Source organism: Enterobacter sp. BWH52 (assembly GCF_001037565.1).
Lineage (GTDB): Bacteria > Pseudomonadota > Gammaproteobacteria > Enterobacterales > Enterobacteriaceae > Enterobacter > Enterobacter hormaechei_C.
The window spans coordinates 1181543-1197443 of sequence record NZ_KQ089854.1 but is presented as its reverse complement, the minus strand read 5'-3'; the positions used below and the strand labels follow the sequence as shown (position 1 = coordinate 1197443).

15 protein-coding genes are annotated in these 15901 nt (G+C 55.4%); 14 read left to right on the top strand and 1 reads right to left on the bottom strand.

Annotation, left to right across the window (positions count from 1 at the left end):
• Nucleotides 1-4: 4 nt before the first annotated feature.
• From lnt to rihA, 6 genes are all read left to right on the top strand, one after another.
• Nucleotides 5-1543 (top strand): apolipoprotein N-acyltransferase, encoded by a 1539-nt coding sequence (gene lnt, locus SK47_RS05590; protein ID WP_023315631.1) that lies wholly within the window; start codon nt 5-7, stop codon nt 1541-1543.
• A gap of 383 nt (nt 1544-1926) precedes the next feature.
• Nucleotides 1927-2832 (top strand): amino acid ABC transporter substrate-binding protein, encoded by a 906-nt coding sequence (locus SK47_RS05585; protein WP_003858681.1) that lies wholly within the window; start codon nt 1927-1929, stop codon nt 2830-2832.
• A gap of 155 nt (nt 2833-2987) precedes the next feature.
• Nucleotides 2988-3728: a glutamate/aspartate ABC transporter permease GltJ gene (gene gltJ / locus SK47_RS05580; protein WP_015571133.1), complete on the top strand. Its 741-nt coding sequence runs from the start codon at nt 2988-2990 to the stop codon at nt 3726-3728.
• Nucleotides 3729-4403 carry a glutamate/aspartate ABC transporter permease GltK gene (gene gltK, locus SK47_RS05575; RefSeq protein ID WP_003858686.1) on the top strand — a complete coding sequence of 225 codons (675 nt, stop codon included), beginning with the start codon at nt 3729-3731 and terminating at the stop codon, nt 4401-4403. It abuts the gene before it with no gap.
• Nucleotides 4403-5128 (top strand): amino acid ABC transporter ATP-binding protein, encoded by a 726-nt coding sequence (locus SK47_RS05570; protein WP_006809622.1) that lies wholly within the window; start codon nt 4403-4405, stop codon nt 5126-5128. The genes gltK and SK47_RS05570 overlap by 1 nt, the downstream gene beginning before the upstream one ends.
• A gap of 119 nt (nt 5129-5247) precedes the next feature.
• A complete protein-coding gene (gene rihA, locus SK47_RS05565; RefSeq protein WP_045332370.1) occupies nt 5248-6189 on the top strand; it encodes a pyrimidine-specific ribonucleoside hydrolase RihA in 942 nt (313 codons plus the stop codon).
• 56 nt (nt 6190-6245) lie between these two features.
• Here the strand turns inward: rihA and SK47_RS05560 are convergent, their stop codons facing one another.
• Nucleotides 6246-6728, bottom strand: a complete 483-nt coding sequence (locus SK47_RS05560) for a zinc ribbon-containing protein (RefSeq protein WP_003858689.1) — start codon at nt 6726-6728, stop codon at nt 6246-6248.
• A gap of 214 nt (nt 6729-6942) precedes the next feature.
• On the opposite strand from SK47_RS05560, the gene leuS reads away from it, so the two are divergent.
• From leuS to mrdB, 8 genes are all read left to right on the top strand, one after another.
• Nucleotides 6943-9525: a leucine--tRNA ligase gene (gene leuS, locus SK47_RS05555; protein ID WP_022650605.1), complete on the top strand. Its 2583-nt coding sequence runs from the start codon at nt 6943-6945 to the stop codon at nt 9523-9525.
• Between the two features lie 14 nt (nt 9526-9539).
• Nucleotides 9540-10109: an LPS assembly lipoprotein LptE gene (gene lptE / locus SK47_RS05550; protein ID WP_022650604.1), complete on the top strand. Its 570-nt coding sequence runs from the start codon at nt 9540-9542 to the stop codon at nt 10107-10109.
• A complete protein-coding gene (gene holA / locus SK47_RS05545) occupies nt 10109-11140 on the top strand; it encodes a DNA polymerase III subunit delta (protein WP_022650603.1) in 1032 nt (343 codons plus the stop codon). The genes lptE and holA overlap by 1 nt, the downstream gene beginning before the upstream one ends.
• On the top strand, nt 11133-11798 hold the full coding sequence (nadD, locus tag SK47_RS05540) for a nicotinate-nucleotide adenylyltransferase (protein WP_003858694.1): 666 nt from the start codon (nt 11133-11135) through the stop codon (nt 11796-11798). The genes holA and nadD overlap by 8 nt, the downstream gene beginning before the upstream one ends.
• Nucleotides 11799-12066: 268 nt before the next feature.
• Nucleotides 12067-12384: a ribosome silencing factor gene (gene rsfS, locus SK47_RS05535; RefSeq protein WP_003858696.1), complete on the top strand. Its 318-nt coding sequence runs from the start codon at nt 12067-12069 to the stop codon at nt 12382-12384.
• A gap of 3 nt (nt 12385-12387) precedes the next feature.
• Nucleotides 12388-12855 (top strand): 23S rRNA (pseudouridine(1915)-N(3))-methyltransferase RlmH, encoded by a 468-nt coding sequence (rlmH, locus tag SK47_RS05530; RefSeq protein ID WP_048243618.1) that lies wholly within the window; start codon nt 12388-12390, stop codon nt 12853-12855.
• Between the two features lie 28 nt (nt 12856-12883).
• Nucleotides 12884-14785, top strand: coding sequence for a peptidoglycan DD-transpeptidase MrdA (mrdA, locus tag SK47_RS05525; protein WP_015571138.1), 1902 nt, complete (start codon nt 12884-12886; stop codon nt 14783-14785).
• Between the two features lie 2 nt (nt 14786-14787).
• Complete coding sequence (gene mrdB / locus SK47_RS05520) at nt 14788-15900, top strand: peptidoglycan glycosyltransferase MrdB (protein ID WP_015571139.1); 1113 nt, start codon at nt 14788-14790, stop codon at nt 15898-15900.
• The last annotated feature ends 1 nt before the right edge of the window (nt 15901 follow it).

The following is a 15901-nucleotide window of genomic DNA, read 5'->3' as shown; positions in this document are numbered from 1 at the left end:
GTAAATGGCATTTGCCCCACTCTTTGAACGCCAGCGCGTCCGTTTGCTGCTGGCGCTGTTACTCGGAGCCAGCGGTACGCTGGCTTTTTCTCCTTACGATATCTGGCCAGCCGCTATTCTCTCCCTGATGGGGCTACAGGGGCTTACCCTGAACCGTCGTCCGGTACAGGCCGCGGCCATCGGCTACTTCTGGGGGCTGGGACTGTTTGGCTCTGGTATCAACTGGGTCTACGTCAGTATCGCGCAATTTGGCGGAATGCCGGGGCCGGTTAACGTCTTCCTGGTTGTGCTGCTCGCCGCCTATCTTTCGCTCTACACTGGCCTGTTCGCGGGCATCCTGTCTCGCCTGTGGCCAAAAACGACCTGGCTGCGCGTGGCGATAGCGGCACCCGTTGTCTGGCAAATCACCGAATTTCTGCGCGGCTGGGTACTGACCGGCTTCCCGTGGTTGCAGTTCGGCTATAGCCAGGTAGACGGCCCGCTGAAAGGCCTGGCCCCGGTCATGGGCGTGGAAGCCATCAACTTCCTGTTGATGATCGTCAGCGGCCTGCTGGTGCTGGCCCTGGTGACACGTAACTGGAAGCCGCTGGTTGCCGCGTTAATCCTGTTTGCCCTGCCCTTCCCGCTGCGTTATATCCAGTGGTTTACGCTGGAGCCCGCGCGCGCCACGCAGGTTTCTCTGGTCCAGGGCGATATCCCGCAGTCCCTGAAATGGGATGAGAATCAGCTGCTGAACACGCTGAAAATCTACGCCAACGCCACTGAAAAGGTGATGGGCAAATCGCAGCTCATCATCTGGCCTGAGTCTGCGATCCCAGACCTGGAGATCAATCAGCAGCCCTTCCTGAAGATGATGGACGATCTGCTGCGCGCACGCGGCAGTACGCTGATCACCGGAATTGTGGATGCGCGTCTCAATCAGCAGAACCGCTATGACACGTACAACACGATCATTACGCTCGGTAAGGGCAGCGAATACAGCTATACCTCCACCAATCGTTACAACAAAAACCACCTTGTACCGTTTGGCGAATTTGTTCCGCTGGAGTCTATTCTGCGCCCACTGGCACCGTTCTTTGATTTGCCGATGTCCTCATTCAGCCGGGGCCCTTACGTTCAGCCGCAGCTGCATGCGCACGGTTTTGCCCTGACGGCCGCCATTTGCTACGAGATTATCCTCGGCGAGCAGGTGCGCGATAATTTCCGCCCGGACACCGACTATCTGCTGACCATCTCAAACGATGCGTGGTTCGGTAAATCGATTGGTCCGTGGCAGCACTTCCAGATGGCGCGAATGCGTTCTCTGGAGCTGGCGCGTCCGTTGCTGCGCAGCACCAATAACGGCATTACCGCCGTGATTGGTCCGCAGGGTGAAATCCAGGCCATGATCCCGCAATTTACCCGTGAGGTGCTGACTACTAACGTCACGCCAACTACCGGGCTCACCCCTTACGCGCGCACCGGGAACTGGCCGCTGTGGATTTTGACCGTGCTGTTCGGCTTTGGCGCAGTGCTGATGAGCCTGCGTCAGCGTCGTAAATAACCTTACCTTCTGTTGCCGGGTGGCGGCTACGCCTTACCCGGCCTGCTCTCCGGCGCCGGCGCCGCCCGACAATTTCCTCCCAAACTTCAATTCTGGCACGCCTGTTGCTTTGTTTAATTACATCAACGCTGTCTGGCTTAACGTGCAGCCTTGTCGCACCAGCGTAGATCATCGGTAGCACCGAAACGGTGCAACGAGGGATTATTGCCTCTGAATGGTGCGGCGCGCTTCGCAAAAATAAACAATAACGCAGCAAAATCTTTACATTAAGCCAGACTAAATGTTAACAAGCTTGCATAACACTGCACTCGCATTGCGCGAGATATAACAACATCACAATGGGTATCTATGCGTCACTGGCGCTGATAAGAAAGGAGTTGGGTATGCAATTACGTAAACTGGCCACAGCAATGCTGGTTATGGGAATGTCTGCGGGGGTTGTCCACGCAGAAGACGCTCCGGCAGCAGGAAGCACTCTCGACAAGATTGCCAAAAACGGCGTGATCGTGGTCGGCCACCGTGAATCTTCTGTCCCGTTCTCTTACTACGACAACACGCAAAAAGTCGTGGGCTATTCACAGGATTACTCCAACGCCATCGTTGAAGCCGTGAAGAAAAAGCTGAACAAACCTGACCTGCAAGTGAAGCTGATCCCCATCACTTCACAGAACCGTATTCCTCTGCTGCAAAACGGCACATTTGATTTTGAATGTGGCTCAACCACCAACAACCTTGAGCGTCAGAAACAGGCCGCTTTCTCGGACACCATCTTCGTTGTGGGCACCCGCCTGCTGACAAAGAAAGGCGGCGACATCAAAGATTTTGCTGACCTGAAAGGCAAAGCGGTTGTCGTGACCTCCGGTACCACGTCCGAAGTGCTGCTGCACAAGCTGAACGACGAAAAGAAAATGGACATGCGCATCATCAGCGCGAAAGACCATGGCGACTCCTTCCGTACCCTGGAAAGCGGCCGTGCCGTCGCGTTTATGATGGATGACGCTCTGCTGGCAGGCGAGCGCGCCAAGGCGAAGAAACCAGACAACTGGGAAATCGTCGGTACCGCCCAGTCGAAAGAAGCCTACGGCTGTATGCTGCGTAAAGGTGACGAGGACTTCAAGAAACTGATCGATGACACCATCGCTCAGGCGCAAACCTCCGGCGAAGCGGCAAAATGGTTCGACAAATGGTTCAAGAACCCAATTCCACCAAAAAACCTGAACATGAACTTTGAACTGTCTGACGACATGAAAGCGCTGTTCAAATCACCAAACGACAAAGCTCTTAACTAATTAGAACGACAGGGGCGGGATCTCCTGCCCTCTCGATTGTCGGGAAGCATGGACAGACTATACGTTGAGTGGTCGTTCCCCACTCAGCGCAAAAATTGAGCTTCTCACCAATCTTCGAGGGTAGCGCTGCTACCCTTTTTTTTCTGGAGTTTACTATGTCAATTGACTGGAACTGGGGCATCTTTCTGCAACAAGCCCCGTTCGGCAACACCACCTATCTCGGCTGGCTGTGGAGCGGCTTTCAGGTTACCGTTGCGTTATCGATAACGGCGTGGATTATCGCGTTTCTTGTCGGTTCGCTGTTCGGTATTCTGCGTACCGTCCCTAACCGTTTTCTCTCTTCGATTGGCACGCTCTATGTGGAACTGTTCCGTAACGTTCCGCTGATCGTGCAGTTCTTTACCTGGTATCTGGTGATCCCGGAACTGCTGCCGGAAGATCTCGGCATGTGGTTTAAGGCCGAGCTGGATCCTAACGTACAATTTTTTGTCTCCTCTATGCTGTGTCTGGGGCTGTTCACCGCTGCGCGCGTCTGCGAGCAGGTACGTGCCGCCATACAGTCACTGCCGCGCGGGCAAAAAAATGCGGCACTGGCAATGGGCCTGACTCTGCCCCAGGCCTACCGTTATGTACTGCTGCCTAACGCTTACCGCGTCATCGTTCCGCCGATGACCTCCGAGATGATGAACCTGGTAAAAAACTCGGCTATCGCCTCAACCATCGGTCTGGTGGATATGGCGGCGCAGGCGGGCAAACTGCTGGATTACTCCGCTCACGCCTGGGAATCTTTCACGGCGATCACGCTCGCCTATGTTCTGATTAACGCTTTCATCATGCTGGTGATGAACCTAGTTGAACGCAAAGTACGCCTGCCGGGCAATCTGGGGGGCAAATAAATGTACGATTTTGACTGGAGTTCCATTGTTCCCTCCATGCCCTATCTGCTGGATGGACTGGCAATCACCTTAAAGATCACCGTTATCGCCATTATCGTCGGTATTGTCTGGGGCACCCTGCTGGCAGTGATGCGCCTGTCGAGCTTTAAGCCGCTCGCCTGGTTTGCCACGGCTTACGTTAACGTGTTCCGCTCCATTCCACTGGTCATGGTGCTGCTGTGGTTTTATCTGATTGTTCCCGGCTTTTTACAGAACGTACTGGGACTGTCGCCAAAGACCGATATCCGCCTGATCTCTGCCATGGTGGCGTTTTCCATGTTTGAAGCCGCCTACTACTCAGAGATCATCCGCGCAGGTATTCAGAGTATCTCACGCGGGCAGTCCAGCGCTGCGCTGGCGCTCGGTATGACGCACTGGCAGTCCATGAAGCTCATTATTCTGCCGCAGGCGTTTCGCGCCATGGTTCCGCTGCTGCTGACGCAGGGCATCGTCCTGTTCCAGGATACCTCCCTGGTCTACGTGCTGAGCCTGGCAGATTTCTTCCGTACCGCCTCCACCATTGGCGAACGTGACGGAACGCAGGTTGAGATGATCCTCTTCGCGGGCGGGGTCTATTTTGTGATTAGTTTAAGCGCATCGCTGTTGGTCAGCTGGCTGAAGAAAAGGACGGTATAATGATTTCCCTGAAAAATGTTTCTAAATGGTATGGGCACTTTCAGGTGCTGACCGACTGCTCAACAGAAGTGAAAAAAGGCGATGTGGTGGTGGTCTGCGGCCCGTCCGGTTCCGGTAAGTCCACGCTTATCAAAACCGTTAATGGGCTGGAACCTGTCCAGCAGGGCGAGATTGTCGTTAACGGCACCAAAGTGAATGACCGCAAAACCAACCTTGCCCAGCTTCGCTCCCACGTAGGGATGGTGTTCCAGCATTTTGAGCTGTTCCCTCACCTCTCCATCATTGAGAACCTGACGCTGGCGCAGGTGAAAGTGCTGAAGCGCGACAAAAAAGCGGCGCGCGAAAAGGGCCTGAAGTTGCTGGAACGCGTCGGGCTGTCTGCACATGCGGATAAGTTCCCGGCGCAGCTTTCGGGCGGCCAACAGCAGCGTGTGGCAATCGCGCGTGCGCTGTGCATGGATCCGGTGGCTATGCTGTTTGATGAGCCGACGTCCGCGCTCGATCCTGAGATGATCAACGAAGTACTGGACGTCATGGTGGAGCTGGCGCACGAAGGGATGACCATGATGGTGGTGACGCACGAAATGGGCTTCGCCCGTAAAGTGGCCAACCGCGTGATCTTCATGGATGAAGGGAAAATTGTTGAAGACTCACCAAAAGAAGAGTTCTTCGCAAATCCTAAATCTGAACGTGCAAAAGACTTCCTCGCCAAAATCCTGCATTAATCTTTTTAGTGCGCAATCTGCGGATTGCGCACTGCTTCACGATTTAGATCTCTTTTTCTATTCGGCTTCACATCACAGCGTTAACCTTGTCACAAATAATGCTGAGAATGGAGAACGCTATGGCACAGCCAATTATTCTCGACTGCGATCCGGGTCATGATGACGCGATCGCACTCGTCCTTGCTCTTGCTTCCCCTGAACTGGACGTAAAAGCTGTCACCTCCTCCGCCGGAAACCAGACGCCGGATAAAACCTTGCGAAACGTGTTGCGCATGTTGACGCTGCTGAAACGCACCGATATTCCTGTCGCAGGTGGCGCCGTTAAGCCGCTGATGCGCGAGCTGATCATTGCGGATAACGTTCACGGTGAAAGTGGGCTGGACGGTCCGGCGCTGCCGGAGCCGGATTTCGCACCGCAAAACTGCACTGCCGTCGAGCTCATGGCGAAGGTGCTGCGTGAGAGCGCAGAGCCCGTGACGCTGGTGGCGACCGGCCCGCAGACCAACGTTGCGCTGCTGCTGAACAGCCATCCTGAACTGCACAGCAACATCGCCCGTATCGTCATCATGGGCGGGGCAATGGGGCTGGGGAACTGGACGCCAGCAGCAGAGTTCAACATCTTCGTTGACCCGGAAGCCGCGGAAATCGTCTTCCAGTCGGGCCTGCCGATTGTGATGGCGGGGCTGGACGTTACCCACCGCGCACAAATTATGGTGCAGGACATCGAACGATTCCGTTCTGTGGGTAACCCGGTTGCAACAACCGTGGCAGAGCTGCTCGATTTCTTTATGGAGTATCACAAAGCCGAGAAGTGGGGCTTCCACGGCGCCCCGCTGCATGACCCATGCACCATCGCCTGGCTGCTGAAGCCGGAAATGTTTACCACGGTCGAGCGTTGGGTTGGTGTGGAAACACAGGGGAAATATACCCAGGGAATGACGGTGGTGGACTATTACTCGCTAACGGGAAACAAGCCGAATACCACGGTGATGGTGGATATCGATCGGGAAGCGTTTGTGGATTTGCTGGCGGAGCGGCTGGCTTATTATTCTGCGGCCTGATGCCCTCACCCCGACCCTCTCCCACAGGGAGAGGGTGCAAACAGTTTTGCTTTTACCTACGGCTCAAACGGCCGACGCTGGAACTGGTCGTGCCCGCACTTCGGACACAGCGACAACACCTCCGGCGTATAAACGGCAATATGGTGGTGGCACTTCTCACACACCAGGTTCCCCAGCCCCACTACTTCGCCGCTGTGATAGACACCGTGGTGGTTTAAATCCTGGAACACCTCGCGCCACTCCAGCTGAGTTTTATCGGTAATATCCGCCAGCTCCTGCCACAGGCTCTCTTTAATTACCCGCATAAAAACACTGTCGGCGATCTCGTCCTGGCTCTCTTCATAGCTTCGCGCGAACTCCTCCAGGTCACGGCGCACGGCGCGCGTCACCTCTTCCACTTCGGTTCGCGTTAACTCACCCGTTTGCGTCACGCGTGCGCGTGCCTGTTCGACCAGCGCGTCGATATCACGCTCGCCGTTACGCAGCCGTTCCGTCAGAGTCGCTACCAGTTCACGGTAAAATTGAGCAACCTTGTTCATCATTTTGCCTCCCGGGTAAGTAACTGTCTCTAATAATAGACCTTATTTCGCCGCCGCTTTGTCAGGTGAAGCACAGACCCGGTAAATTCCTGCAAAGTGCATTTGCGTGAAAGGCTGTTTTGACGCGGGCGTTTGGGCTATGCTATGCGGATCTGAATTACCACATCCATTGGCTACATTTGTAGCTGTATTGAACACAGGACCACTGGCTGCCATGCAAGAGCAATACCGCCCGGAAGAGATAGAATCAAAAGTCCAGCAACACTGGGACGAGAAGCGCACCTTTGAAGTAACCGAAGACGAGAGCAAAGAGAAGTATTACTGCCTGTCGATGCTTCCCTATCCTTCTGGTCGACTACACATGGGCCACGTGCGTAACTACACCATCGGTGACGTGATTGCACGCTACCAGCGCATGCTGGGCAAAAACGTTCTTCAGCCTATCGGCTGGGATGCGTTCGGCCTGCCTGCTGAAGGCGCGGCGGTGAAAAACAACACGGCACCGGCTCCGTGGACGTACGACAACATCGCGTACATGAAAAACCAGCTGAAAATGCTGGGCTTCGGCTATGACTGGAGCCGCGAGCTGGCAACCTGTACCCCGGAATACTACCGCTGGGAGCAGAAATTCTTCACCGAGCTGTATAAAAAAGGCCTGGTGTACAAGAAGACCTCTGCCGTTAACTGGTGCCCAAATGACCAGACCGTTCTCGCGAACGAACAGGTTATCGATGGCTGCTGCTGGCGCTGCGACACCAAAGTAGAGCGTAAAGAGATCCCGCAGTGGTTTATCAAAATCACCGCCTACGCTGACGAACTGCTGAACGATCTGGACAATCTGGACCACTGGCCAGATACCGTTAAGACCATGCAGCGCAACTGGATCGGCCGTTCCGAAGGTGTGGAAATTACCTTCAACGTTGAGAACTACGATCAAACCCTGACCGTCTACACCACCCGCCCGGACACCTTCATGGGCGCGACCTACCTGGCCGTGGCCGCAGGTCACCCGCTGGCGCAGAAAGCGGCAGAAAACAATCCAGAACTGGCGACCTTCATCGACGAATGCCGCAATACTAAAGTGGCCGAAGCCGACATGGCGACGATGGAGAAAAAAGGCGTTGATACCGGCTTTAAAGCTATTCACCCGCTGACAGGCGAAGCGATCCCTGTCTGGGCCGCCAACTTCGTACTGATGGAATACGGCACAGGCGCCGTGATGGCCGTGCCGGGTCACGACCAGCGCGACTACGAATTTGCCACCAAATACGGCCTGACCATCAAGCCTGTTATTCTTGCTGCTGACGGCTCTGAACCCGATCTCTCTGAGCAAGCGCTGACTGAAAAAGGCACCCTGTTTAACTCCGGTGAGTTCAGCGGCCTGAGCTTCGAAGAGGGCTTCAACGCCATCGCCGACAAGCTGGCCTCCCTGGGCGTGGGCGAGCGTAAAGTGAACTACCGTCTGCGCGACTGGGGCGTTTCCCGTCAGCGTTACTGGGGTGCGCCAATCCCAATGGTGACGCTGGAAGATGGTACCGTGATGCCAACGCCGGAAGATCAGCTGCCGGTGATCCTGCCGGAAGACGTGGTCATGGACGGCATCACCAGCCCGATCAAAGCCGATCCTGAGTGGGCGAAAACCACCGTCAACGGTCAGCCAGCGCTGCGTGAAACCGACACCTTTGACACCTTTATGGAATCCTCCTGGTACTATGCGCGCTACACCTGCCCGCAGTACAAAGAAGGCATGCTGGATTCTGATGCAGCAAACTACTGGCTGCCGGTAGACATTTACATCGGTGGCATTGAACACGCCATCATGCACCTGCTCTACTTCCGCTTCTTCCACAAACTGATGCGTGACGCAGGCCTGGTCAACTCCGACGAGCCGGCAAAACAGCTGCTGTGTCAGGGTATGGTGCTGGCAGATGCGTTCTACTACGTTGGCGCGAACGGCGAGCGTAACTGGGTTTCTCCGGTTGATGCGATTGTCGAGCGCGACGAGAAAGGCCGTATCGTGAAGGCGAAAGACGCTGAAGGTCATGAACTGGTTTATACCGGCATGAGCAAGATGTCCAAGTCTAAAAATAACGGCATCGACCCGCAGGTGATGGTTGAGCGTTATGGTGCGGATACCGTGCGTCTGTTCATGATGTTCGCCTCCCCGGCAGATATGACCCTTGAGTGGCAGGAATCCGGTGTTGAAGGGGCCAACCGCTTCCTGAAGCGCGTCTGGAAACTGGTTTACGAGCACACCTCTCAGGGCGATGCGCCAGCGCTGAACGTAGCTGCACTGACTGAAGATCAACAGGCGCTGCGTCGTGATGTTCATAAAACTATTGCGAAAGTCACCGATGATATTGGTCGTCGTCAGACCTTCAATACCGCAATTGCGGCTATTATGGAACTGATGAACAAGCTGGCGAAAGCCCCGCAGGATGGCGAGCAGGATCGCGCGTTAATGCGTGAAGCGCTGCTGGCGGTCGTTCGCATGCTGAACCCGTTCACGCCGCACGTTAGCTTTACCCTGTGGCAGGAACTGAAAGGCGAAGGCGATATCGACAATGCGCCGTGGCCAGTGGCGGATGAATCCGCTATGGTGGAAAACACCACGCTGGTGGTGGTGCAGGTTAACGGTAAAGTGCGCGGTAAAATTACCGTCGCGGTCGACGCAACCGAAGAACAGGTTCGCGAGCGCGCAGGCCAGGAGCATCTGGTCGCTAAATACCTTGAGGGCGTTACCGTACGTAAAGTGATCTACGTACCTGGTAAACTGCTGAATCTGGTCGTTGGCTAAGCGCGGGAGGAAACGTGCGACAACTGGCAACAATACTCTTATCTCTGGCGGTGCTTGTCACCGCTGGCTGCGGCTGGCACCTGCGCAACACCACGGCAGTGCCTGCGCAGATGAAAACGATGATCTTCGACTCATCCGATCCGAACGGACCGCTGAGCCGGGCCATTCGTAACCAGCTGCGTTTGAACGATGTTAAGCTGATCGAGAAGGGAACCCTACGTCAGGATGTTCCTTCGCTCCGTGTCCTGAAATCAACGCTGTCACAAGATACGGCCTCGATCTTCCAGGATGGGCGGACGGCGGAATATCAGATGGTGCTAACCGTTGATGCGGCCGTCTTGATGCCAGGTAAAGATATTTACCCTATCAATACCAAAGTCTACCGCTCGTTCTTCGATAACCCGCAGACGGCGCTGGCAAAAGACGCCGAACAGCAGATTATCATCAAGGAAATGTATGATAAGGCCGCGGAACAGCTGATCCGCAGGCTGCCTGCCATTGCCGCGTCGACGAAAAAAGGCGCTGACGTTATCGAAACACCGGATGCCAGCACGCCGGATATGCCAACGTCTCTGGGTAACTGATGATCAGGTTGTATCCTGAACAACTCCGCGCGCAGCTCAACGAAGGGCTGCGCGCGGCCTATCTGCTACTCGGCAACGACCCCCTGTTACTACAGGAAAGCCTTGATGCGGTTCGCCATGCGGCAGCCGCGCAGGGTTTCGATGAGCATCATACGTTCCAGATCGATAACAGTACCGACTGGAACGCTATCTTCTCGCTTTGTCAGGCCATGAGCCTGTTTGCCTCTCGTCAGACAATCCAGATCCTGCTGCCTGAGAATGGTCCTAACGCTGCCATCAATGAACAGCTGGCTATGCTGGTGAGTTTGTTACACGGCGATCTGCTGCTTATCGTACGCGGCAACAAACTCACAAAAGCGCAGGAAAACGCTGCCTGGTTTACCCGGCTAACCCCCAGTGCGGTGCTTGTCTCCTGCCAGACTCCAGAGCAGGCGCATCTGCCAAAATGGGTTGCCGCGCGAGCAAAGCAGCACAATTTGCAGCTGGATGAGGCCGCCAGTCAGCTCCTGTGCTACTGCTACGAAGGCAACCTTCTGGCACTGGCGCAGGCGCTGGACAGGCTCGCCCTGCTGTGGCCCGATGGCAAGCTGACGCTGCCGCGCGTGGAACAGGCGGTGAATGATGCCGCGCACTTTACCCCCTTCCACTGGGTTGATGCGCTGCTGTCGGCGAAAAGTAAACGTGCTCTGCACATCCTGCAACAGCTGCGCCTGGAAGGGAGTGAGCCGGTCATCCTGCTCCGTACGCTCCAGCGCGAATTACTGCTGCTGAACAACCTTAAACGCCAGTCAGCACACACGCCCCTGCGCGCCTTATTCGACAAACATCGCGTCTGGCAAAACCGTCGGGCGATGACCACGGAGGCGATAAATCGCCTGAGCCAGGAGCAGTTGCGTCAGGCAGTGCAACTTCTGATGCGCGCCGAACTGACGTTAAAACAGGATTACGGTCAGTCTGTCTGGGCGGAGCTGGAGAGTCTCTCTTTGCTGCTCTGCCATAAGGCGCTGGCAGACGTATTTATCGATGGGTGATATGCATTCTTTACAGGCAATGTATGGCGGGACCTTCGACCCGGTGCACTATGGGCATCTTAAGCCGGTAGAAATCCTCGCGAATTTGATTGGGTTGCAGCGGGTAATCATCATGCCCAACAATGTTCCGCCGCACCGTCCTCAGCCAGAAGCAACCAGCGAGCAGCGTAAAGCGATGCTCGCGCTGGCTATCGCCGATAAGCCTCTCTTCACGCTGGATGAGCGTGAACTGCGCAGGGATACCCCTTCCTGGACATCGCAAACGCTGCGGGAGTGGCGCGCTGAGCAGGGGCCCATGAAACCGCTGGCGTTTATCATCGGCCAGGATTCCTTGCTCAACTTTCCCAGCTGGTACCAGTACGAAACCATTCTGGAAAACAGTCATCTGCTGGTCTGCCGCCGTCCGGGCTACCCGCTGACCATGCGCGACGCGCAGCATCAGCAGTGGCTTGACGCACATCTGACGGACAATATAGAAGACCTGCACAGTCTCCCCGCCGGGAAAATTTACCTCGCTGAAACGCCGTGGTTTGATATTTCCGCGACCCTCATCCGCGAGCGTCTCCAGCAGGGTTTAGACTGTGACGATCTCCTCCCCTCGCCCGTGCTGGCCTATATCCATGCGCACGGTCTGTATCAGAAAAGTACAGATGTCTGAGCATCGCCGGCGAAATTGTCCGTTAATGATTATCCTGCCTTGACAGGCTAAGCCATACTGATATCCTCCGCTGCCAGACTTTCCCGCCGATCGCTGCTTTACAGAAATTGTTTTACAAAAATGGCGATGCAATCTCAGGCGGAGGGTGGGATGATACCCGCCTTCAAAAGCCGGGCGGTGACATTTGTCCCGCGACTGGCGTCAGTTCAGGTATACTGACTGGCCACGAATTCATAGTTGTACAATCTCATTCACCCAGGGGGAAAACTTGCAGGGTAAAGCACTCCAGGATTTTGTTATCGACAAAATTGATGACCTGAAAGGTCAGGACATCATCGCTATCGACGTTAAGGGTAAATCCAGCATCACCGACTGCATGATCATCTGCACCGGCACCTCAACTCGTCACGTTGTTTCGATTGCTGACCATGTTGTTCAGGAATCGCGCGCGGCAGGGCTGCTTCCGCTGGGCGTTGAAGGTGAAGCGACCGCTGACTGGGTGGTTGTCGATCTCGGCGATGTGATTGTCCACGTCATGCAGGAAGAGAGCCGTCGCCTGTATGAGCTGGAAAAACTCTGGGGTTAATGCGTGAAGTTGCAACTGGTCGCCGTCGGCACCAAAATGCCGGACTGGGTACAAACCGGTTTTACTGAGTATCTGCGTCGTTTCCCAAAAGATATGCCGTTCGAACTGGTGGAGATCCCAGCAGGAAAGCGCGGCAAGAACGCAGATATCAAACGTATTCTCGATAAAGAGGGAGAGCTGATGCTGGCTGCCGCAGGCAAAAACCGCATCGTGACCCTCGATATCCCGGGCAAACCCTGGGATACGCCGCAGCTGGCGCACGAACTGGAGCGCTGGAAGCAGGATGGTCGGGACGTCAGTCTGTTGATTGGCGGACCAGAGGGGTTATCTCTCGCCTGCAAAGCGGCAGCAGAACAAAGTTGGTCACTCTCGGCGCTGACGCTGCCCCACCCGCTTGTACGGGTTCTCGTGGCAGAAAGTTTGTATCGCGCATGGAGCATCACTACCAACCACCCTTATCACCGCGAGTAATGACTGACCAGGGTAATTTAAGCAGCGGATGAAACTACAGAATTCTTTTCGCGACTATACGGCTGAGTCCGCGCTGTTTGTGCGCCGGGCGCTGGTCGCCTTTACGGGGATTTTGCTGCTTACCGGCGTGCTGATCGCCAACCTCTATAATCTGCAAATTGTCCGCTATACCGATTACCAGACCCGCTCAAACGAAAACCGTATCAAGCTGGTGCCCATCGCGCCCAGCCGCGGCATTATCTACGATCGTAACGGCACGCCGCTGGCGCTTAATCGCACCATCTACCAGATAGAGATGATGCCCGAGAAAGTGGATAACGTGCAGGATACCCTGAACGCGCTGAGAAGCGTTGTCGACCTGACTGATGACGATATCGCTGCGTTCAAAAAAGAGCGCGCACGTTCTCACCGCTTCACCTCCATTCCGGTAAAAACCAACCTGACGGAAGTGCAGGTCGCCCGTTTTGCCGTTAACCAGTACCGTTTCCCCGGAGTGGAAGTCAAAGGCTATAAACGCCGCTACTATCCTTACGGCTCCGCGCTGACGCACGTCATTGGTTACGTCTCCAAAATCAACGATAAAGACGTCGAACGCCTTGATAAAGACGGCAAGCTGGCTAACTACGCCGCAACCCATGATATTGGCAAGCTGGGGATCGAACGTTATTACGAAGATGTACTGCACGGTCAGACCGGGTATGAAGAGGTTGAAGTTAACAACCGTGGCCGCGTGATCCGGCAACTGAAAGAGGTGCCCCCGCAGGCGGGGCATGACGTCTATCTGACGCTCGACCTGAAGCTACAGCAGTATATCGAGACGCTGCTGGCGGGTAGCCGTGCTGCGGTTATTGTGACCGACCCGCGTACCGGCGGCATTCTGGCGATGGTTTCGATGCCAAGCTACGATCCGAACCTCTTCGTGGATGGCATCTCCAGCAAGGATTACTCCGGCCTGCTCAACGATCCAAACACGCCGCTGGTAAACCGCGCGACGCAGGGGGTTTATCCTCCAGCTTCAACGGTTAAACCGTATGTCGCCGTGTCTGCGCTGAGCGCGGGCGTCATCACCCGTAATACCAGTCTGTTTGACCCCGGCTGGTGGCAGTTGCCTGGCTCTGAGAAACGCTACCGCGACTGGAAAAAATGGGGCCACGGCCATCTGAACGTGACCAAATCACTGGAGGAGTCGGCGGATACCTTCTTCTATCAGGTCGCCTACGACATGGGTATTGACCGTCTGTCTGAATGGATGAGCAAGTTCGGCTACGGGCATTACACCGGTATAGATTTGGCGGAAGAGCGTTCCGGCAACATGCCAACCCGCGAATGGAAGCTGAAGCGCTTTAAAAAACCCTGGTATCAGGGTGACACCATTCCGGTGGGGATCGGCCAGGGCTACTGGACGGCAACGCCGCTGCAAATGAACAAGGCGATGATGATCCTCATCAACGATGGCGTCGTGAAAGTGCCGCACCTGCTGCAAAGCACCGTTGAAGACGGCAAAAAAGTGCCATGGATACAGCCGCACGAGCCGCCAGTGGGTGACATTCATTCCGGATACTGGGAAATCGCGAAAGACGGCATGTACGGTGTAGCCAACCGCCCTAACGGGACGGCGCACAAATATTTCGCTGGCGCACCGTATAAGGTAGCCGCGAAATCAGGTACGGCTCAGGTCTTCGGTCTTAAAGCGAATGAAACTTACAACGCACATAAAATTGCCGAACGTCTGCGTGACCACAAGCTCATGACGGCGTTTGCCCCTTATGATAACCCGCAGGTTGCGGTGGCGATGATTCTGGAGAACGGCGGCGCAGGCCCGGCGGTGGGTACCATCATGCGTCAAATCCTCGACCACATCATGCTGGGTGACAACAACACCGAACTGCCAGCTGAAAACCCGGCAGCCGCTGCGGCGGAGGACCAATAATCATGACGGATAATCCGAATAAAAAATCGCTGTGGGACAAGATCCACATCGACCCTGCCATGCTGCTGATCCTGCTGGCTCTGCTGGTGTACAGCGCCCTCGTTATCTGGAGCGCCAGCGGCCAGGATATCGGCATGATGGAGCGTAAAATCGGCCAGATCGCCATGGGTCTGGTTATTATGGTGGTGATGGCGCAAATACCGCCGCGCGTGTACGAGGGTTGGGCGCCCTATCTCTATATTTTCTGTATCATTTTGTTGGTGGCAGTAGATGCTTTCGGCGCCATCTCGAAGGGGGCACAACGCTGGCTGGATCTGGGGATTGTCCGCTTCCAGCCGTCGGAAATCGCCAAAATCGCCGTCCCGCTGATGGTGGCGCGCTTTATTAACCGCGACGTCTGCCCGCCGTCGTTGAAAAATACCGCCATTGCGCTGGTGCTGATTTTCCTGCCGACGCTGCTCGTGGCCGCACAGCCGGACCTCGGCACCTCGATTCTTATCGCCCTCTCCGGCCTGTTCGTCCTGTTCCTGTCCGGCCTGAGCTGGCGTCTGATTGGTATCGCCGTGGTGCTGGTTGCCGCGTTTATTCCTATCCTCTGGTTCTTCCTGATGCATGATTACCAGCGTCAGCGCGTTATGATGCTGCTCGATCCCGAGACCGATCCGCTGGGCGCAGGCTATCATATTATTCAGTCGAAGATTGCGATTGGCTCCGGCGGCCTGCGCGGCAAAGGCTGGCTGCACGGTACGCAGTCGCAGCTCGAATTTTTACCGGAACGCCACACCGACTTTATCTTTGCCGTTCTGGCTGAGGAGTTAGGGCTGGTTGGCATCCTGGTTCTGCTTGCACTCTACGTGCTGCTGATCATGCGAGGTTTGTGGATTGCCGCACGCGCCCAAACCACCTTTGGTCGCGTGATGGCAGGCGGATTAATGTTGATTTTGTTCGTTTATGTCTTCGTAAATATTGGTATGGTGAGTGGGATTCTGCCGGTTGTCGGCGTACCGCTGCCGCTAGTGAGTTACGGGGGCTCGGCACTGATCGTGTTGATGGCCGGGTTTGGTATCGTCATGTCGATCCATACCCACAGGAAAATGTTGTCCAAAAGCGTATAAA